The 19152-nt window shown below is 44.7% G+C and carries 16 protein-coding genes; 11 read left to right on the top strand and 5 right to left on the bottom strand.

Annotated elements, in window-relative coordinates; genetic code table 11:
• Positions 1-506: 506 nt before the first annotated feature.
• The 3 genes from ACFPFU_RS24930 to ACFPFU_RS24940 all read left to right on the top strand — a co-directional run bounded on the left by ACFPFU_RS24930 (position 507) and on the right by ACFPFU_RS24940 (position 3882).
• A complete protein-coding gene (locus tag ACFPFU_RS24930) occupies positions 507-1853 on the top strand; it encodes a Gfo/Idh/MocA family protein (protein WP_377069349.1) in 1347 nt (448 codons plus the stop codon).
• Between the two features lie 141 nt (positions 1854-1994).
• Positions 1995-2600, top strand: coding sequence for a 3-keto-disaccharide hydrolase (locus ACFPFU_RS24935; protein WP_377069351.1), 606 nt, complete (start codon positions 1995-1997; stop codon positions 2598-2600).
• 139 nt (positions 2601-2739) lie between these two features.
• The gene (locus ACFPFU_RS24940) at positions 2740-3882 is read left to right on the top strand and encodes a 1-acyl-sn-glycerol-3-phosphate acyltransferase (RefSeq protein ID WP_377069353.1); all 1143 of its coding nucleotides are present in this window, start codon (positions 2740-2742) and stop codon (positions 3880-3882) included.
• A 108-nt stretch (positions 3883-3990) separates the two neighbouring features.
• On the opposite strand, the gene ACFPFU_RS24945 is transcribed toward ACFPFU_RS24940, so the two are convergent.
• Positions 3991-4968, bottom strand: a complete 978-nt coding sequence (locus tag ACFPFU_RS24945; protein WP_377069355.1) for a GNAT family N-acetyltransferase — start codon at positions 4966-4968, stop codon at positions 3991-3993.
• Positions 4969-5169: 201 nt separating this feature from the next.
• Between ACFPFU_RS24945 and ACFPFU_RS24950 the strand changes: the two genes are divergently transcribed.
• Together ACFPFU_RS24950 and ACFPFU_RS24955 are read left to right on the top strand one after the other, a co-directional pair.
• Positions 5170-5892 (top strand): DUF2490 domain-containing protein, encoded by a 723-nt coding sequence (locus ACFPFU_RS24950; RefSeq protein ID WP_377069357.1) that lies wholly within the window; start codon positions 5170-5172, stop codon positions 5890-5892.
• A 280-nt stretch (positions 5893-6172) separates the two neighbouring features.
• A complete protein-coding gene (locus ACFPFU_RS24955; RefSeq protein ID WP_377069359.1) occupies positions 6173-8218 on the top strand; it encodes an alginate lyase family protein in 2046 nt (681 codons plus the stop codon).
• 100 nt (positions 8219-8318) lie between these two features.
• On the opposite strand, the gene ACFPFU_RS24960 is transcribed toward ACFPFU_RS24955, so the two are convergent.
• A complete protein-coding gene (locus ACFPFU_RS24960; RefSeq protein WP_377069361.1) occupies positions 8319-9224 on the bottom strand; it encodes a TolB-like translocation protein in 906 nt (301 codons plus the stop codon).
• Positions 9225-9646: 422 nt separating this feature from the next.
• Here ACFPFU_RS24960 and ACFPFU_RS24965 point away from each other — a divergent pair, with 422 nt between their 5' ends.
• From ACFPFU_RS24965 to ACFPFU_RS24975, 3 genes are all read left to right on the top strand, one after another.
• The gene (locus tag ACFPFU_RS24965; RefSeq protein ID WP_377069362.1) at positions 9647-9940 is read left to right on the top strand and encodes a DUF2752 domain-containing protein; all 294 of its coding nucleotides are present in this window, start codon (positions 9647-9649) and stop codon (positions 9938-9940) included.
• The gene (locus ACFPFU_RS24970; protein WP_377069364.1) at positions 9933-10328 is read left to right on the top strand and encodes a TM2 domain-containing protein; all 396 of its coding nucleotides are present in this window, start codon (positions 9933-9935) and stop codon (positions 10326-10328) included. Before ACFPFU_RS24965 ends, ACFPFU_RS24970 begins: the two co-directional genes overlap by 8 nt.
• A gap of 64 nt (positions 10329-10392) precedes the next feature.
• Positions 10393-11265 carry a DUF4097 family beta strand repeat-containing protein gene (locus tag ACFPFU_RS24975; protein WP_377069367.1) on the top strand — a complete coding sequence of 291 codons (873 nt, stop codon included), beginning with the start codon at positions 10393-10395 and terminating at the stop codon, positions 11263-11265.
• Positions 11266-11279: 14 nt separating this feature from the next.
• Here ACFPFU_RS24975 and araD1 read toward each other — a convergent pair whose 3' ends face one another.
• The 3 genes from araD1 to ACFPFU_RS24990 all read right to left on the bottom strand — a co-directional run bounded on the left by araD1 (position 11280) and on the right by ACFPFU_RS24990 (position 15471).
• On the bottom strand, positions 11280-12248 hold the full coding sequence (gene araD1 / locus ACFPFU_RS24980; protein WP_377069369.1) for an AraD1 family protein: 969 nt from the start codon (positions 12246-12248) through the stop codon (positions 11280-11282).
• 19 nt (positions 12249-12267) lie between these two features.
• Positions 12268-14139 carry a M1 family metallopeptidase gene (locus ACFPFU_RS24985; RefSeq protein WP_377069371.1) on the bottom strand — a complete coding sequence of 624 codons (1872 nt, stop codon included), beginning with the start codon at positions 14137-14139 and terminating at the stop codon, positions 12268-12270.
• A 276-nt stretch (positions 14140-14415) separates the two neighbouring features.
• Positions 14416-15471 (bottom strand): endonuclease/exonuclease/phosphatase family protein, encoded by a 1056-nt coding sequence (locus ACFPFU_RS24990; protein ID WP_377069373.1) that lies wholly within the window; start codon positions 15469-15471, stop codon positions 14416-14418.
• Positions 15472-15647: 176 nt separating this feature from the next.
• Here ACFPFU_RS24990 and ACFPFU_RS24995 point away from each other — a divergent pair, with 176 nt between their 5' ends.
• Genes ACFPFU_RS24995 through ACFPFU_RS25005 form a run of 3 tightly spaced genes read left to right on the top strand, consistent with a single transcriptional unit; the run spans position 15648 to position 18999 of the window.
• Positions 15648-16220, top strand: coding sequence for a DUF2911 domain-containing protein (locus tag ACFPFU_RS24995; protein WP_377069375.1), 573 nt, complete (start codon positions 15648-15650; stop codon positions 16218-16220).
• 47 nt (positions 16221-16267) lie between these two features.
• The gene (locus tag ACFPFU_RS25000; protein ID WP_377069377.1) at positions 16268-18643 is read left to right on the top strand and encodes a penicillin acylase family protein; all 2376 of its coding nucleotides are present in this window, start codon (positions 16268-16270) and stop codon (positions 18641-18643) included.
• Positions 18640-18999, top strand: coding sequence for a hypothetical protein (locus ACFPFU_RS25005; RefSeq protein WP_377069379.1), 360 nt, complete (start codon positions 18640-18642; stop codon positions 18997-18999). Before ACFPFU_RS25000 ends, ACFPFU_RS25005 begins: the two co-directional genes overlap by 4 nt.
• The last annotated feature ends 153 nt before the right edge of the window (positions 19000-19152 follow it).

Genomic DNA, 19152 nt, shown 5'->3' on the forward strand with positions numbered 1-19152 from the left:
GTTAAGCCCTGCAGCGCCGATGGTACTGGGGTCACACCCGGGAGAGTAGGCCGCCGCCGTATTATTCATAAGGAGCCCCTTCCCGACAGCTGTCGGGAAGGGGCTTTCTGCGTTCCGGGGGGATCCCTTTCCCTTCCCGGTTCTCTGTTCCCAATTATTGGATACTGGGTGAACAGTGAACAGGGAAAAGGGAACAGGAAATCCGGTTCCCCGTTCCCCGTTCCCTGTTTCACGGACATTCTGTGGATGATGGACAGGAAGGAAAAGTGCACGGGAGTTTTTGCCCGGTTCCCCGTTCCCTGATTCCTGATTCCTGAATACCGTTTGATCCTATTTTTTCACCACAGGCATGTTCTTTATTTACCATTTCACCCATGAACGCCATTTTAACATCTAAGGATTTAATAAAAAATCAAATAAGTGGTCTTTGTTAGTAAAAAATATATATTATTTGTATACTGCAATGATTATATTTAGATCCAAATATCAACCAATAAATTAGAAGCATGGAAAATAAACGCCGCATATTTTTAAAGAAAATAGGATTGGCTGGTGCAGCCACTGCTGTGGCCCCCGCAGTTTTTGCGGAAGCACCCTCAATGAAGACTTTTCAGCTGAACAGAAGGTATGGGAGCTCTTCTGAAAAAACAATCCGGCTTGCGCTAATAGGGGCGGGCATAATGGGTACAGAAGACCTTAACACTGCACTTAGACATGATAATGTAGAAGTTACCACCGTATGTGATCTCTATGAAGGCAGATTGGAAAGCGCCAAAAAGAAATGGGGGGATCACCTGTTTCTCACTAAAGATCACCAAGAGGTCCTGAAAAGAAAAGATGTGGATGCGGTCATCATAGGGACACCGGATCACTGGCACAAACAGATCAGCATTGATGCCCTCAATGCAGGGAAGCATGTTTATTGTGAGAAACCCATGGTACATTCTGTAAAAGAAGGCCATGAAGTGATCAATGCCTGGAAAAAGTCAGGTAAAGTATTTGTGGTGGGAAGCCAGGGAATTTCCTCTCTTGGCAATGAGAAGGCAAAAGAACTGCTTGCTGAGGGTGTTATCGGCGACATCAACTATGCCGAGGGTTTCTGGGCGAGGCATTCACCGGAAGGTGCGTGGCAGTACGTGATCCCCGGTGATGCCTCCGAAAAAAATGTGGATTGGAAAAGATATATTTCCAATACAAAAGACCGGCCTTTTGATCCTATACGCTTTTTCCGATGGAGGAATTACCTTGATTATGGTACCGGTATGTCCGGTGATCTTTTTGTTCACCTTTTTACCAGTTTACATTATATAACCAATTCACTGGGCCCTGATAAGATTTCTGCCATGGGAGGACTAAGGTACTGGAAAGATGGCAGAGAGGTTCCAGATATACTTTTGGGCATGTTCCAATATCCGGAAAGCGAGCAACACCCTGGTTTTAACCTTTCTCTCCGTTGTAACTTTGTGGACGGTACAAGCGGGTCTACTTATCTTAAAATCGTAGGAAGCAAAGGATCAATGGATGTGAAATGGGATGAAATCGTAGTGAAAACCAATAAACAGGCTTCGAGCGGCGATCCCTTTTTAGAGGAGCAGGCTAAGATGCTGCAAGGTGGAAATGACCGGAAGAAAATACTGCCCCCCTCTGAAATGGTTTATAAGGTAGAGGCCGGATATAAAGGGGCTCACTATGATCATTTTGGCAATTTCTTCAGAGCTATCCGGGAAAATGGTACCGTAGCGGAAGATCCGGTGTTTGGATTCAGGGCCGCGGCCCCCGCCCTTTTATGTAATGACAGCTATTTTCAGGATAAATTCATAAATTGGGATCCAGTGAATATGAAACTTGTTTGATCATAGTATATTAAAAAATTTCTTTAAAGGCCGCCTTGACTTCGTCATAGCTGCGGGATGCATGCATAAATGCCAACGCAATGAGATAGAAAAAAAAAGCCGCGCCCGGTACCCTAGAAAACAAATATAAATTGGACAATTATGAACATTATAAAGAAAAATGCTCTATGGCCTTTATCGGCCTTATTACTTTTAGCTTGTACGGCCTCTGATGAGATTGAACTTTTCAATGGTAAGGATCTTACGGGATGGCAAGTGTACGGTACGGAAAAATGGTACGTGGAAGACGGGGTCCTGGTGTCAGAAAGTGGACCGGATGCGGAGTATGGCTATCTGGGAACTGATGAAAATTACAGAGACTTTGAACTTACTGCTGAATTCAAGCAGGACAGGGACGGCAACAGCGGGATATTCTTCCGTTCTAACTTTGAAGGGACAAAAGTTTCAGGATGGCAGGTAGAGGTAGCGCCCCCAGGCAATGATACCGGAGGTATCTACGAATCTTACGGCCGGGGCTGGCTGGTCAAACCTGATCCTGAAAAGGACAAGCATTTGAAATTTGGAGAATGGAACGATATCAAAGTCAGGGTAGAAGGTGACCGGGTGATCACCTGGCTCAATGGTGTGGAGATGGTCGATTACAGCGATGAAAAAATCGGCGAGGGCGAAGGACAGATTGCCTTGCAGATCCACAGCGGAGGCGGACTTAAAATTTCCTGGAGAAATATCAAACTCAGGGAACTTTGATATCATACAAACCCACGGTTTTACTGATCAAAAAAGCCCCAGGATTTGGGGCTTTTTTGATAACCGGGGGGAATGTTTGGGGATTAACGGAAACCTTTTGCGCATTTTTTGTAATTTGCACGCTCGAAAAACAAACAGCATGTCCAAATTTGATCCTATTAGACCTTTTTATGATAGCGAAGTCAACCAGGCTTTAAAGGAAATAGCGCATCACCCCATGATGAAAGCGATGATGCACTTTACTTTTCCTGATGTGCGGGAGGAGGTATGGCTGAACCAGTTGTACCGGACCCATTCCATAAGGGATTTCCAGATCAATTTCATATACCATGCCATCCAAAAGGTATTGGAAAAGAGTTCCGATGGCTTGACCACTTCGGGGTTTGAAAACTTGGCACCCAATACCGCCTACTTATTTATTTCCAACCACAGAGACATTATTTTGGACACCTCCCTGCTCAATACCACGTTGTATGAGCATGGGTTGCTGATGACCACTTCCGCGATTGGTGATAATCTTGTCAAAAAACCCTTTTTAAAGGTCCTGTCAAGGTTAACGCGGAATTTTACAGTTTACCGGCGCCTAAGCTCCAGGGCGATGCTGGAAAGCTCCTTGATCAATTCGGAATACATAAGGAATTCGATCCTGTCCGAAAACCGGTCCGTATGGATTGCCCAGCGGGAAGGAAGAACAAAAGATGGAAACGATCAGACGCAAAAAGGGGTGCTTAAAATGCTTTCCCTGGCAAGAGGAGAAATTTCGTTAAGAGATTATTTATTGAAACTTAAGATTGTGCCCGTGTCGATTTCCTATGAGAATGATCCCACTGATGTACTCAAAATGCCAGAATTGTTGGCCAAGGCCAATGCGGAAATATATGTAAAGGAAAAGAACGAAGATTTTAGAACTTTGATGAGCGGCATTATGGGGCAGAAAAAGAAAATCCATATTGCTGTAGGCGATGTGCTCACGGAAGAGATCCATCACATATTTGATGAAGAGAAAGCCTTAAACAGGCAGCTCCAGCGGCTGACTGAAGTACTGGACAGGGTCATCATCTCCAATTATCGCTTGTGGCCAACCAATTTCATCGCTCTTGATCTTTTAAACAATTCCGACGAATACCGATCGCATTATACTCCGGCGCAAAAAGAGGAATTTGAAGACCGGCTGCATAAAGGTGTGGATATGGGGAACCCCATTGCCGTTCAGAACTTTCTGGCCATGTATGCGAATCCGGTAATCAACCAGCAAAAGTTAGAGCATTTCAACCCCCTGTGAAAATCACGGAATCTTATTCAGTTTAGGCCGGAAAGCTTTTGCCGGGTTGCATAAAGTCCCGTTTTTTTGCTTCTGGACGCCGTAGCGAAAATGTTTTTATAATGAGAGTTAAAACAATTCCAAATCTCCCAAGCTGAAATTGGTGGAGTAGGGGGAGAGAAGGTGATCCAATTTTTCCCCCATGTTTAAATCCCTGATGATTACAAGTGGGCCCATTTTAAGGGTAGGACCCCACCCAAAACCTGTAATGGGAAGGAATCTATGGTTTTCCCCTGAATAGGAGATAAGATGCACGGGAAGTTCATCCTCCACCTTTTTTTTGATCTCCAGTTTTAGATGAGCCAGGTCAATAGCCCCCCCTTTTTGTAAGGGTAAAAGTTCCGTGATCCGTAATTCGTGGAAAAACGGGTGGGTTTTGATCCTGTATATCAAAAGGTAGCTTGTGTGGTCAGTTAAATATCCGTATTCAAAAATGGGGCAATCCAAATACCTCCATCGAAGATATTCAGGGGTATAATTGGTTCTGACCGCATGGGGAAAAGATGACAATGATGGGAAATGTTCTGTAACTTCGGACCAATCGGTTGGGGCAATTCCCCTAATCGGGTCGGCTGCTTTTTTTTGAATCACGTTTTTCGTGATTTCCCATGGCCTGACCAATTTGAATTTGAGAGGAAGTCTGCCTTTGATTTTCCAACCCATGCTCATGTATCCAGGAAGACTGCGCTTGTTAGGGGTGTTGTATATGAAATCCAAGCCCTTGGATGCCGAGGAGGACACGAGTTTGGATGTCAGCTGTCTAAATACCCCTCTTCCATGCCATTCAGGGTGTGTAGCGGTATCTACCGCCCTCAAAGCATGATAGGTTTTTTTACCGTCCTGCCAATGCCATTGCATAAATGCCCTCACCCCAATCAGTTTTTCTCCATGTATGGCTACAAAAACCGGAGATTTTCCAAAGGGGTTTGATTCATGTTTCCATTTCCAAAGCGCCAAAGTTTTAGGTATAGACGCGTTGCCTAATGACAATTCCAATAATCCAACAATTGCCGCTGTGTCCTCTGGAGCGGCCCTTCTGATTTCCATGCCTGCAAATTACACCCACTTGCGGAATAATTGCAAACGGAATCAAGATCGTGGTTGGAAAAGCATGATTTTCATTCTTTCTCTTTTGCTTCTGGACAAAAAAATGTTTTGTTTTGTTTTGATGCGTCCTCCGGGACTATTTGAGCCATACCTATGTAAACAATGTTCCGTCTGATCTGTGCTTTAATCTTTATGGTTGTAATGTGCCTGTCGGACGGCCGGTTGGCATTTGGACAAACCCAACTGCGAACAGAAAGTTGGTGGGGGCTAATGACTTCAGGTCAAATTGCCAGCCGGTGGTCTTTATGGATGGATGCACATTATGTCCCTCAGTTGTTTTTAATTGGGAGATCGGGGCTTACGTATCATACGAAGGATGAAAACTTCAATTTTACGGTAGGATATGCCGGACTGTATCTGACTACTCCTTATTCGGAAGGCAGACTGGTCAGACCTGAACGAAGACCTTGGGGACAGGTTATCTTCAGGCTTCCCAGCAATGAAGACTATGGCGTGAGTTTCAGGTTTAGATATGACGTCCGCTTTCGGGCCAACCATGATCATGAGAAAATCACTGGGGGCTTTGGCCTTAATCAACGTTTTAGAGTCAATAGCAGTATCCGTTACAATTTAGGGAGATCAGAGCGACTCAAAGCAGCCATGTCTGCCAGCATGGTTAATGAAACACTGGTTTCGACCGGACCAGCGGCTGTGGATGTTCCCTTAGAGCATCGGGTATTCCTCCTTTTGGGCGCTCAGAGGAGGACAGCGACATTTTCCCCAGGATATCACCTCAGACTTCAGAACACGTTAGAGGGCCAGATCAGGGCTATCCATGGATTCGTGTTATGGGTCAACTTTAATTATAGATTCAGGGACTTCAGGAGGCATTTGCTTGAGGAGTATCCGGCTGACAAACTTTGACGATCATTTAACAGACAGAGCCTGTCAGCTACATGGCCTCATGGCGTTGGTTTTGGAGGAGAATATGTAATTGAAAGGTTGGTCTTAGGTAGTCCATATGAAAATATCCCCGCTCAGTACAGACATCAGTCGATTTACCTGTGATTTCCGGATAATGCAATTAATAATATTTATCTTGATCAGAATCGAATAAAGAAGTATTTTAAACCCATTGTTATTTCTAAAGCAGGCTCAAAATGAGTTGAAGTATAAAAATAATATTTAAAAAAGAAGAATGACCTTGAAATTTACTAAGTCTTTGCTATTGCTGGGGATCTTGTTTTCTATTTCAGAAAGTACTGTAGCACAGAAAACCTGGAAGGAAATCATCACGATTGAGGATTTGTACGCCCATTATCCAGCTACCATAGAAGACATGTTTAATGATTTCAACCTTGACCATCCAGGTTTCGAGAAAGTCAAGGCCGCCAAAGAAAGAGGTGATATGGTAGAAGCCAGTGGCTATTTGCTGGAATACTACAAAAACAGCCCTGTTGCACAGGATTTGAGAAAGACCAATCTCGCGATAACCGATAAAACCGAAGCAGAGGCGGATACCATATTGAATAATGTATTTGTTGTTCAGAATGTAAGGGGGCAGGTTCCTTATGGGGATGACGGCCACCGGGATTGGTATTACAAGGGCCCTAACAACGACAGGGAGTGGGCCTGGCTTTCCAACCGCCACAGCCAGCTCAGTCAGGTGTTTTCTACTTATTTTGACACCGGTAACCCAAAATATGTCCAATACATTGACTTGTTTTTAAGGGATTTTATCATTAAAAGTATGCCTTATCCGGCCCAAAAAAGCAGCACCTCTGTATGGCGGGGCTTAGAAGTAGCGGCCAGAGCCAAGGTTTGGACGCGCATCTTCTATGGCTTGATCGACAATGAATATTTCTCACCAGCCACCCGGCTCTTGATTTTGAGCAGCTTACCCGATCATGCGCACTACAATAGAAATTTTCACGGGGGCAATAACTGGCTGACCATGGAAATTTCTGCTTTGGCTACCATTGCTGCAAATTTTCCGGAATACACAAAATCCAGTGAATGGTTGGATTATGCCATAGGGGCCATGACGGAAAGTATGAAGGATCAGGTTTATGCAGATGGCGTGCAAACTGAGCTTACCTCCCATTATCATAATGTTTCATTGCATAATTTTGAACTTTTCAAGGAGATCTGTGATAAAGCGAACAAAACACTTCCTGACTTTTATACCCAGACCATTGAGGATATGTACAGCTATATCGCCCATGCCGTGCGGCCGAGTGGTTTTCGTATTTTAAACAATGATGGAGACAGGGGCAGCGACCGGAACCTTATTTTAAGCGGGGCAGAGAAGTTCAACAAGACTGAATGGGAATATATCGCTTCCAACGGCAACTCCGGAACGCAACCTCTGGCTGGTCCCTCTTATTTTTTCCCATGGGCCGGACAGATGATATCAAGAAGCGGCTTTGACGCGGATGCCCACTGGTCGTTCTTTGATATGGGCCCCTGGGGGAGTGGCCACCAACATAATGATAAACTGCATATTTCCATATCTGCCTACGGCAAGGATTTCCTGGTTGACGCAGGCAGATTCGCCTATACAGGTGAAGTGGCGGAGAAATTCAGACCCTATGCCAGGGGCAGCCAAGGGCATAACGTCATTTTGATAGACCAAATGGGCCAGAATGCCGGGCCTACCCACGCCGAAGAGCCACTGGGCGATACCTTCTATAAAATCACGGATGATTTTGATTATGCCTCCAATTCATTTGACCGTTTTATTGACGTGGAAGGAGAGGCAAAACATATCCGGTCTGTTTTTTATGTTCGTGGGGAATTCTGGGTGGTGGTCGATAAAGTTCTCACGGACAAACCCAGAAAAATAGATGCGCTATGGCATTGGCACCCTGAATGTATCGTAGAACAGGACGGTTTGATCGTTAAAACCAATCATGAGCGCGGGAATCTGGCCGTTATTCCCCTTGGCGGGCATAAATTTGAAATCGCTTTTGTGAAAGGACAGGAAACGCCTGATATACAGGGCTGGTACAGTCCTGAGTATAACCTTTTTGAGCCGAATATCGCCAGTATTTACAGTACCGAAATAAAGGAAAATACTACATTTGTTTGGTTGCTTTTGCCTTCGGATGCGCAAATGTCCCCTGTCAGCGCCGAGATCCTGTCAGAAAATGATAAAGAAGTCCAAATAGACGTGAAATCGGATAAAGAAGGTTGGCGGATTCACATTCCTTTTATGAACAGCAAGGATGCGAAGCTGACAAGGCACTGATCCCAAGCCAGGCACGCTTGCTTCTATCGTCCGGCACTGTATAGCGAATTTATTCCCGGAAATCCGGATCCATAGGAATGATGTCGTCGGTACGTAAGGTTCAGGGAGTCAGCCGTTCCATTACCAAAACCAACTTGTCTTTTTTGGGACTTAAGGCCAATCTGGAAATGTCGCCGTAACCAGGTAAGGAAACGGAGGCGATCTTTTCCCAGTGGATGCTGTTTCGGACGTTTCTCATGTAAAGGTCTTTACCTTTGGCCATAAGGAGCCGGTTTTTGTCAAGCCAGCAGAAATCTTCTGATTCACTGAGGGCGAGCCCCAGAGATTTCACAGTTCGTTCCTCCACATGGTAAGCTTTCAGTTCGAAAGCGGGCTTACCATCTACCACAATATTGTTGCCTTTATCCAGAAAAGTGATTTCTTTCGTTTTGGGCCTTTGTTGGATGCACCTTCCGGGATGGTCGGCGATATGATGTATATCCTCTTTGCTGTACGGAAATAGCAATTTGTTGGTGTTGTCCAGGACAAAGAGCGCGGCTGTCTCTTCATACCATCCATAATATCCCACGGGCTGAATGTCATCATACAGCAATTCCGGCTCCCCCATATTGATAGGATAAAGCCATAGACGCTGGGAACTGTCTTCTTCAACCGTCACCGCGGAAATATATTGGCCACAGGAAGTTAAGGAGGGAGAGAATTCATTTTTTTCGTCTGTGCGGCTCATATTGGTGAATTTATCACTCTCAAAATTATACATGATGATGTCGCTGCTGCCGCTTTTCGATTTGGAGGTAAAGACAAGCTGTAGATTGTTGATAAAATGGGGCTGGTTGTCATACCCTGCCCGGTTCGTCACATTTTTGGCACTTCCCGGTACCACACTGAAGCCCCATGGCCTGTTTTGGGTTTCCAGCAAGATAAGATCAAAGGACTCCTGCGCCCATAGGTTGTTGGTCAGGATATATAAAACGATAGGAAATACGGCTTTTCGATAATGGTACATAATGTATTGGTTCGTTATTTGTTTGAAACCCACAACTATTGGTTATAATATGGAAATTTCAAGTATGAAATTAATTAAACCAATATACAAAATACATATTAAATACAACTGAACAAACTAAAAATAAATGGTTGGATGAATTTGATGACGGACACGTTCAGGTCAAGGACGTTTAGCGATGGGTATGGTTGGTTGGAAGTTTACCGCAATCAAATGACCTTCCAAAGATGTACATTCTTACTCCGTGTACATCAATTCGGGAAGAATCAGGTTTGGCTCAATTCTTTCAGCAGCTGCCATAGAAACTGTCCGGTAGTGGACGGATTTTGTTTCATTTTCGAGCAAATTAATTCCAGAACCTTGGAAATAGGCGTATAAACATCTATTTTGTAAGTGGCATTCATTTCGCAAGAGATTTTTTGATGGAAAAGATTACACACATTCCTTTTGAGTTGGTTTTCTGGACATTGGCCCTTTTGGCCATTTTGACCATTTCGCCGGACGGGGTGGGGCATTTCACACTCTGTCCCCTGGACAATTTGGGCATACATTGGTGTCCCGGATGCGGTCTGGGCAGGTCCATGAAATATTTTATGACGGGGGAATGGAAGGCATCTTTTGCCACACATCCTTTAGGCGGATTTGCAGTCATCATCATCACCTATAGGGTGATAGGATTAATTAAACATATAAAAACAATCAGAAAATATGGCTAATGTACTGAAACACCTTCCTGAACTGGAAGGGATGGAACTGGGATACATACAGGGGATCCTAAAAAACATGAATGATGAGCAGGCTTCTTTGTTTGCACAGGTATACAGAGCCAGGCGTAAAGACAGCCAGATGGTTCTTGTGCTGGCACTGCTTGGCTTTTTTGGTTTTGCCGGTCTTCACCGGTTTATTTTGGGTCAAATTGGACTCGGGATTCTTTATCTGCTTACCCTGGGTTTATGCTTCATCGGGACCATCGTAGACCTTGTAAATTACAAAAGCCTGGCTTATGAATACAACATCAGGATTGCCCATGAGACGTTGTCCTTAATGTCTAATGGAGTGACTATACCGGATCTGCCTAATGAAAATACGGAGGAAAAAAACTAGCACCAATTTATTTGGAGGATGTGCCTTATTGGTATTTTTTCTCTATAGCTGTATTCCGGGGCGCATGGAAACCATATCGGACATTGAGATGGCGTTTGAGGGAATAGAGGAGATCGAGGTCATCGGCGAGGCTTTAGAGATCAGCTACCGAGGCGGGCCTGAAGCAAAAGAGGTATTTTTGAATGGCCTGCTGGAATCCAATGATGCTTCCACGGAAGGCATTTCGTACCACAGATCAGGGAACAAATTGCGGGTAGAAGCAAAGACAGGAGGTATGGGCTCTTTTTTATGGGGAAAAAGGACGGCTGGATTTATTAACCTGACAGGCCCGGAAGACATCTATTTGCAGATGAAAAGCTCATCGGGAAGCATGGATGTCTCTCATGTCCGCCATCAAAAAATACTGCTTAAGGCAAGTTCGGGTAGGATTTATGCCAGCGATATCCATTCAGATGATCTCCAGATCCAAATCTCTTCAGGTAGAGCCGAGGCGGAAGATCTGGAAGGGACGGTTCATTTACAGCTTTCTTCAGGGAGGGCAGGCCTCAAAAAGACGGTGGGGGATGTACAGTTCAAAGGATCCAGTGGCTTTGTTGAAATCATCGATGTGGCGGGATTGGTTTCGGGGACCATGAGTTCGGGCAAGGCCACACTTGGGAACATAGCCGAACTCGGAGAAATCAGACTTTCTTCCGGAATGTTGGAGGCAAACAATTGTGGACTGGGAAGTAAAACTTATTTACAGGCCTCGTCTGGCTTCCTGAAAGTAACGACCCACAGTAGTTTGGAAGACTTTAACTTCGATTTTTCAGTGGGAAGCGGTAGTCTGACAATAGGTGACAGGCATTCTTCCAACGACCTCTTGATAGATAATGGCGCGGTGGTAACGGTAAAGGGCAGCGTCCGTTCAGGGAAAATGGATATTTCCGAGTATTGATGATGTGATCATAATTATTCCTGCACGGCAAAGGTATTCACCAGGGGCTTGCCAAACTCGGGAATAGCTATTTCGATTTGATCGCCTTTTTTTAGTGTAATTCCATCGGCAAAGCTCAGCACCGACGTTCCCATATAATGAATATGCACATCTCCAGGCTGACAAAACATGGGGTATTTGAATTGATGATATTCAAGGTTTGCAAAATTATGACTCATATTGGCTTCGCCGGTTTGGAAAGCTTTTTTCCACAACGTGTTTTTGTTTCGAAGGATCCGACAGGTTCCTTCGAGATGAGACGGCAATTCGTCCAATACCAGCTCTGGCCCATAGGAACAGGGTCTTAATTTGGAATGGGCCAAATACAGGTAATTGATTTTTTCCATTTTATGGTCCGAAAATTCGTTACCAAGAGCAAATCCTATCCTTACCGGGTCACCTTTTGGGCTGATGACATAGAGGCCTGCTATCTCAGGCTCCTCGCCTCCATCCAATGCAAAAGATGGGGAAGTCAAGGTCCCTCCCGGATTGATGGCCATCAGGCCATTACCCTTATAAAACCATTCAGGTTGATTCGCAGGGATGCTGTTTGCCATTTTTCCATTTTCCAATCCCATTTGGAACATCCTCATGGAATCCGTCAAGGAATCCTGATCCTGGTTTTTTATTTTTTGGTGCATGGCATCACGTGAAGAAGCACTGCCGAGATGGGTGAGGCCGGTGCCTGTAATCCATGCATGGTAAGGGTCGGGGTGGGTGAGTGGCAGCAGTACCCTATTCTCCCTTATAAGGCGTTCGTACTCTTCAACGTACCCTATGGCAGCTATATCCACTTGATTTAATAACGTGGTACCTGAGTTGAAGGCTTTCCCGACCAACTCATATACCGAACGGGAGTCCGAGATGACCAGGATACTTTCTCCATCTACCTTGCCTACCGCTGGACGGTTATCTTCATCAAGAAACTGAATGACACGTTTCATTTTTTAACACTTTAGAATGTCAATTATTACTTTGCTCCTCAACCGTTTCCAGGTCCATGAGGTTATTGTCCCGGTTGATGTCCGCAAGGCGCAGGGAAGGGTCTATTTCCAAACTACTGATATCGGCTTTCGGTCTTTCCAGGATTATTTCAGCAGTGGGATGCGTCCAGGGCCAGCGTTGGGTTTTGACTCTTTTGGGCATGCCTTCTTCTTCGGGCTTGCTTCCCCGCATCATGTGTAGGGGCATATATACGGTTTCCTGACTTCCGTCTTTATAAGTTATTACCAAGTCTATTGGCATGGGCATCAACCCGATCCGTTCCAAGGTGATTTTCGTTTTGTCGTCCTGTTCTTCCACAGCTTTAACTGCATAATCAATGGTTTTGGTAGTATACACCCAATATTCTTTGAACCAATCCAGTTCGATACCGCTGGTTTTTTCCATGATTCTGGTGATATTATTCGCATTGGGGTGCCTGAATTGCCAGGTATCCCAATAACGGAGCATCCCCTTATCCCGGTTTTCCTCTCCTATGATGTATCCTAACTGAGACAGAAACAACGCGCCTTTTGAGTAGGCAGCGGCGCCATATGCAGCGTTAGTATGAAAATGATCAGCATGGGTAGCCAGAGGTTCTTCCAATCCCGATTTTACCAGCCTTTCGTAGCTGACATATGCGCCTCTCTGAGGGAATCCAGAGGGTTCTTCCGAAAAAATATGGGCCATGGTCAGGTTGCTGGCAAATACGGTAAAACCTTCATCCATCCACGGATAAAGAGATTCATTTGTGGCCAACACCCCGTGAAACCAGCTATGGGCCAATTCGTGTACCATAACCCCTACCAAACTGCCCAATGTGCGGTGGCCGGTGATAAGGGTGGACATGGGGTACTCCATACCGCCATCCCCGCCTTGGATCACGGAGAATTGCCTATACGGATAAGTGCCAAAATTTTCACTAAGATATTTTATAGCTTTTGGCGTATATTCCTTTAATTTTTCCCAATTAGATTCGGTTTTTGAGTTTTTGACATACAAATGATGCACGGTAATGCCATTGTCCATTTCTATCCTGTCATGGGTATAATTTGGATCGGCTGCCCACATAAAATCATGGACCCTAGGGGCATGGAAGTGCCAGGTGAGGGTATTGCTTTCCGGAGTTTTTACCTCTGCGCCTTCATCTTCATATCCATGCCCGATCTCATTGGGATTTTGCAGGTAGCCTGTTCCTCCCAGAATATAGCTTTTATCAATGGTTATTTTCACATCAAAATCACCCCAAATCCCATAAAATTCCCTTCCCACATAGGGGTTGGCATGCCAGCCTTGGTAATCATAGTTGGCAAGTTTCGGGTACCATTGGGACATGGAATAACGGATACCTTCCTCATTGTCTCTTCCGGCCCGCCGTACCTGGAGCGGCACCTGTCCTTCAAATTCTGTTTCGAAAAGTACAGTGCTATGCGGTAATATGGGGTCGGAGAGGTTGGCTTCCAGAATGGTCTCTACCTCTTCATAAGGAACTTCCAACCCGTTCATGGTCAGTTTTCTTACCTGCAGGTATCCTATTTCATCAGGTTGCAATTGGGATATGCGCCCCCCCACGCGACGATCGGGATCGGCGATGGTTCGGGACCTCATATCCATCATGCTGTTGGGCTGAAAAGCATTGTAGTACAGGTGAAAGAAAGCCTTGTACAATGTGTCCGGTGAGTTATTGGTATAGGCGATCACCTGTTTGCCTTGATAGCGGTTGGTCTCCACATCCATTTCCACCTCCATTTTATAGCTGACGGCCTGCTGCCATCGGTGGTCTTGCGCAAAAATCGCATCGGAAAAAAAAGAAACGGCGCAACATACAAAAATCCATCTGGAAGCTTGTTTCATGAGAGTATCATTAGGTTTTGGCGACCACTGCATCTCCCATATCCAGCATTTCGGCCTGAATAAAGATCAAGTATTAACTTGCTAAATATGTTTTTTTTGCAGTACCCGTTTTAAAACAATAGTAATAAATTGGTTTTGGCGTTAAAATAAATCAAAATAAAATAAGTGGCCAAACCACTTATGGGAGATTTGTCTTTTATTTTTTCATTGAAAGCCCATGTCAGAATATCATCAAAAAAAAAGCTGTTGGAAAATTGATCATGAAACTCTTGAAATCTACTGTGCGGGTTCGGTTTTCTTCAACCGGAACACAGCGGAAATAGGATAGTGGTCAGAGTAATCAACTTCGCGGTGGGTTTTGAAACCCTGGATCTGAAATGCATCGTCAAAAAAGATGTTGTCTATTCTTAGAAAGAAAAGCACTTTGTTATAAGTAAAGCCAAAGCCTCTCCCGGCTTCTTCGAAAGCGTTGTGCAATATGGATTTCAGGCTAAAATAGGTGTGGCTATAGGGCACATCATTAAAATCCCCCGCCAGAATAACCGGATAAGGGCTGTTTTCTATATGTTCTTTCAATATTCTGATTTGCCAGGCACGCATTTGAATACCTTCTTTCAGTTTCCGGATGGTGTTTCTGTATTGACTTTTTATGCCTTCTAAGTTATCCAGCCGGTCCGCATTGATACTCATCGATTCTAAATGGGTGTTATATATCCGGATGGTATCCTGATCGATCTTAAGATCCACGAACATGGCGCCGTTATTCCTCTGGTTATCGAATACCCTGCCTTCATTGATGATGGGGTATTTGCTGAATATCGCTATGCCATAAGATCTTCTCCTGGGATTTCCATCTATGGCCAGGAAGGAGTGCTCGTATTTCCCTTCTTCACCGATAATTTTGATGGCATTTCGGGATGGAGTGGTATAATCCTGATAAAATTCCTGAAAACATTTAATATCAGAGGGATTGTCCTTGACCCATTGGATGGAATTTTTGATGAGGGCCTCACGGTCGTTTCCCCAAAGGTTATTGAACAGCATGGCATTAAAACTTAAAACCGAAACTCCTTGGGGGTTACTGTTCCTTTGATTCCATTGGAAGGTTACTGAAAAGAATCTCCACCCGATAATCAGCGCAAGTATAGGGAAGATCATAAGCCTTGATCCCCTGAACATCAACATGACCGCCAGAGCGATATTGAAAATCAAAAAAGGAGGAATAAGCAAAGGTAAAAGTCCCGTGTAATCCAGGGATTCAGGGGATATATAAACACTGAAAAATAAGATAAGGGAAATCAAAAAGAAGGTGAAGATAATAAAACGCATCATGTTACATGGTATGATTCAGAATCTGTTTTTTTAAATATGGACTTTACAAAAATATATCAGGTTTTTGATTAATCAACGTTTCGTTTTACAATTAGTTTATCAAAAATTATAGATTAAAAATAGGCAAGGGTATATAAAAAAATACATAAATTGGGGGAAAATTAAATGGATAACCTATGTCACATTTTATCAGGAATTTTTATTTAATCGTAGCAGCAATTTTATGGATATTTCTACAGGGCTGTTCGCAGCAGCAGTCGGATACTGTGGAAACCGCTGAGAATGAAGTGGAACAGGAGGTGAGCGATACCCGCGCAAGTCCTTTGAGGAAGGCTGAGGGCAAAATCAACGGAAAAGATGTGCAAATTCAATATGGCTCGCCTGCTGTAAAAGACCGTGTCATTTGGGGCGATCTTCAGCCCTACGATGAAGTGTGGAGAACGGGGGCCAATGAGGCCACATACGTGGATTTCAGTGAGGCGGTGGTCGTGGAAGGGCAGCCGTTGGCCGCCGGGAAATATTCTGTTTTCACCATCCCAAGGGAAAAAGGACCATGGACGGTTATTTTCAACTCAGAGTGGGATTTGGAACATGGACATTACCAGTATAAGGAGGAAAATGACGTCATAAGGGTGGATGTTCAGCCGGAATGGCAGGACAGCAGTCAGGAAAGACTGAGTATTGATATTGTCAATGAGGGAATAGTCATAAACTGGGAAAAGCTGAAATTGCCGGTCGCGATTGAATGAGGTATTTGGGTTTCTTTTTTTCACTCACATTTACCCTTTGTATCGCATTGGGTTTAGCAATTAATTTGGCCAGCCTACCACCGCTGGCCAATATTTTTGATCCCTTCAAGGGCTTTTGGCATAATGCCTCCAGTGAGGACGACGATCCTCCTTCATCCATATCGCTTCCAAGCCTGCACGGGCCGGTGGAGGTGATGTACGACCAATACCTTATTCCCCATATTTATGCAACCCATGAAGAAGATCTCTATAGGGTTCAGGGATATATCACAGCGCGTCACCGACTATGGCAAATGGAATTTCAGGTTTTGGCAGCGGCTGGCAGGCTTTCTGAAATCGTCGGAAAATTAGCTTTGGAATATGACAGACAGGCCAGACGCAAAGGCCTTACATTTGGAGCGGAGAATAAACTGAAATTTTTGGAGGAAAGCGACCCACAAACCCTGGGCTATATGCAGGCTTATGCGGAAGGTGTAAATGCTTATATTGATCAGCTTTCTTTTGCTGAAATGCCGGTGGAATATAAACTGCTGGATTATCAACCCGAATATTGGTCACCTTATAAATCCTGCCTGTTTTTGATGAGCATGGCCGATATGTTGGCGAGGGACCAGGACATGGAGTTTACCAATTTCAGAGCTCTTTTTGGTCAGGAGTGGGTCAGGGAACTGCTTCCCGATCGGCCTGAAGGGATAGATCCTGTTATTCCTTCAGAAAACTGGGATTTTAAGCCCGTACCCATCAGCAAGCCGGAAGGTATTGATTATCCGGATAGCTTAATCATGTCAAAGCCGCTGCTCCAACCGGAACCGGGTTTCGGTTCCAATAACTGGGCAGTGGCCGGAAATAAAACCAAAAACGGCCGGACCATCCTTGCCAGCGATCCCCACCTTGGCCTGAACATCCCTTCGCTGTGGTTTGCCATGCAATTAGGTACGGATGGGTTTACGGTCAAAGGTGCAAGTCTTCCGGGTGCTTTGGGGATAATCATCGGCTTTAATGAAAACGTCGCATGGGGCCCTACCAATGCTGACAGGGACGTGAAAGATTGGTATGGTATTTCGTTTAGGGATGAAAGCCGTATGGAATACTTATACAATGGACAGTGGGTACAAACTTCGACGCGCCTTGAACAGATTAGGGTGAAAAATGGAGAAGATTTTGTAGATACGGTGGTATACACCCATCACGGACCCGTGGTATTTGACCGGAATTTTGGATCTGACAGAAAAAACGCCAATTTTTCCCTGAAATGGACCGCCTATGAAGGATCCAACGAACAAAGGACCTTTTTGCTGTTAAACAAGGCCAGAAATCATTCTGATTACCTCACCGCTCTAAGTCACTATGAAGTTCCAGCGCAGAACTTTGTTTTTGCCTCTGCTTCAGGTGACATAGCCATGAAAGTACAGGGTAAATTTCCTTTGAAGTGGGAAGAGCAGGGAAAATACCTTATGGATGGCAGCGACCCTTCCTACGAATGGCGGGGCTATATTCCCGTTGAGCATAATGCATCCACGTTGAATCCTGCCAGAGGATTTGTCTCCTCGGCCAACCAATACCCCGTTTATCAAAGTTATCCTTATTACGTATTCGGAAACCAGTTTGAACACTTCCGAAACAGGAGGATCAATCAGATGCTGGATGAAATGGACCAAATCACTGTGGAGGACATGATGACCCTTCAAAATGACAATTTTAACCTTCATGCGGCAGAAATATTGCCCACTATGCTGGCATGGATGAAAGGGGAACATTTGGATGAGGACGGCAGCCTTATGCTGGAGGAGCTGAAAGATTGGGATTTTTTCGCCGATGCAGACCAAAAGGCGCCCTCTTTGTTCGATTCCTGGTGGAAACACATAGAATACCGGCTAAGGGAATGCTGGAATGTCCGCGGTGTCCCCGTGGCTTTTCCTGAACGTTACCGTCTTTCCCAGCTGATGAGAGAAGCTCCGGAGGGAGCGTGGTTTGACGACAGGAACACCGGAGATACGAAAGAAACGGCCTCAGATTTGGTGAAAACGGCGTTTCACCGTATGGTGAAGGAGATCAAAAGCTTTGAAGCGGCAGAGGGAGATTATACTTGGCGCAGCTACAAAAACACCAGCGTTTCCCATTTAGTGCCCAATTTCCGTGCTTTTAGTTTTGAGAAACTGGACATTGGAGGAGGAAAGGGTATTATCAATGCCGCTTCTGGCAATTGGGGACCGGGATGGAGGATGGTGGTAGAACCGGGGATAGAAGGGGCAGCATACGGCATTTATCCCGGGGGGCAATCGGGAAACCCGGGTAGCCGGTTTTATGACAGTTTCCTGGGCATGTGGGAAAGGGGTGAGTATGTGGATATTTCCTTAAAAAAAGGGAAAGAAGAAGTGGATTCGTTACTTTATCAATTGCACTTTAATCCTGGGGACAGATGAGGTTTTTTATTCAATTGGTTTTTGCTCTTGCCATAGCCTATTTTTTAGGCCCGCACCTTCCTTATTGGATACTTATGGTGCTGGTAGCGGGAACAGGCGCTATTTTCAGGGGAAATACTTTTCTGTCTTTTGCGGCGGGAGCATTGGGGGTTGGTTTGGTGTGGTTGCTCGTGCCTTTGATGATATGGTCAGCCTCGGGTTCAGCGCTTCCCGGAAAAATGGCGGGGATCATGGGCCTGGGAAATGGTGCCTTGCTTCTTGGTATCACGGGGTTTTTAGGATTCCTCATCGGGGGATCAAGTGCGCTGACGGGCAATCTATTAGGAAAACTTTTGGAAGGAAACAGGTTATATTAACCTGAAGATATTGTACTCTTCATTGATTGATTAGGAGTTAATTTATTTTTTTCTTTATCCCATTTTCTTTAAATTAGAACATCGATAATACTTCTTAAAATTTTGGGAAACACGCTGTAAAGCAACTTCTTTTTATTAAAACTACTACCTTAC

Source organism: Negadavirga shengliensis, assembly GCF_042652345.1.
Classification (GTDB): Bacteria; Bacteroidota; Bacteroidia; order Cytophagales; family Cyclobacteriaceae; genus Negadavirga; species Negadavirga shengliensis.

Bases quoted from the DNA above. Each gene is read 5' to 3' on its own strand.
- ACFPFU_RS24950 (WP_377069357.1), top strand. From the start codon at position 5,170: ATGTGCCTGTCGGACGGCCGGTTGGCATTTGGACAAACCCAACTGCGA.
- ACFPFU_RS24965 (WP_377069362.1), top strand. From the start codon at position 9,647: ATGGAAAAGATTACACACATTCCTTTTGAGTTGGTTTTCTGGACATTG.
- ACFPFU_RS24945 (WP_377069355.1), bottom strand. From the start codon at position 4,968: ATGGAAATCAGAAGGGCCGCTCCAGAGGACACAGCGGCAATTGTTGGA.
- araD1 (WP_377069369.1), bottom strand. From the start codon at position 12,248: ATGAAACGTGTCATTCAGTTTCTTGATGAAGATAACCGTCCAGCGGTA.
- ACFPFU_RS24940 (WP_377069353.1), top strand. From the start codon at position 2,740: ATGTCCAAATTTGATCCTATTAGACCTTTTTATGATAGCGAAGTCAAC.
- ACFPFU_RS24935 (WP_377069351.1), top strand. From the start codon at position 1,995: ATGAACATTATAAAGAAAAATGCTCTATGGCCTTTATCGGCCTTATTA.
- ACFPFU_RS24975 (WP_377069367.1), top strand. From the start codon at position 10,393: ATGGAAACCATATCGGACATTGAGATGGCGTTTGAGGGAATAGAGGAG.
- ACFPFU_RS24995 (WP_377069375.1), top strand. From the start codon at position 15,648: ATGTCACATTTTATCAGGAATTTTTATTTAATCGTAGCAGCAATTTTA.
- ACFPFU_RS24930 (WP_377069349.1), top strand. From the start codon at position 507: ATGGAAAATAAACGCCGCATATTTTTAAAGAAAATAGGATTGGCTGGT.
- ACFPFU_RS24970 (WP_377069364.1), top strand. From the start codon at position 9,933: ATGGCTAATGTACTGAAACACCTTCCTGAACTGGAAGGGATGGAACTG.
- ACFPFU_RS24990 (WP_377069373.1), bottom strand. From the start codon at position 15,471: ATGATGCGTTTTATTATCTTCACCTTCTTTTTGATTTCCCTTATCTTA.
- ACFPFU_RS24960 (WP_377069361.1), bottom strand. From the start codon at position 9,224: ATGTACCATTATCGAAAAGCCGTATTTCCTATCGTTTTATATATCCTG.
- ACFPFU_RS24985 (WP_377069371.1), bottom strand. From the start codon at position 14,139: ATGAAACAAGCTTCCAGATGGATTTTTGTATGTTGCGCCGTTTCTTTT.
- ACFPFU_RS25005 (WP_377069379.1), top strand. From the start codon at position 18,640: ATGAGGTTTTTTATTCAATTGGTTTTTGCTCTTGCCATAGCCTATTTT.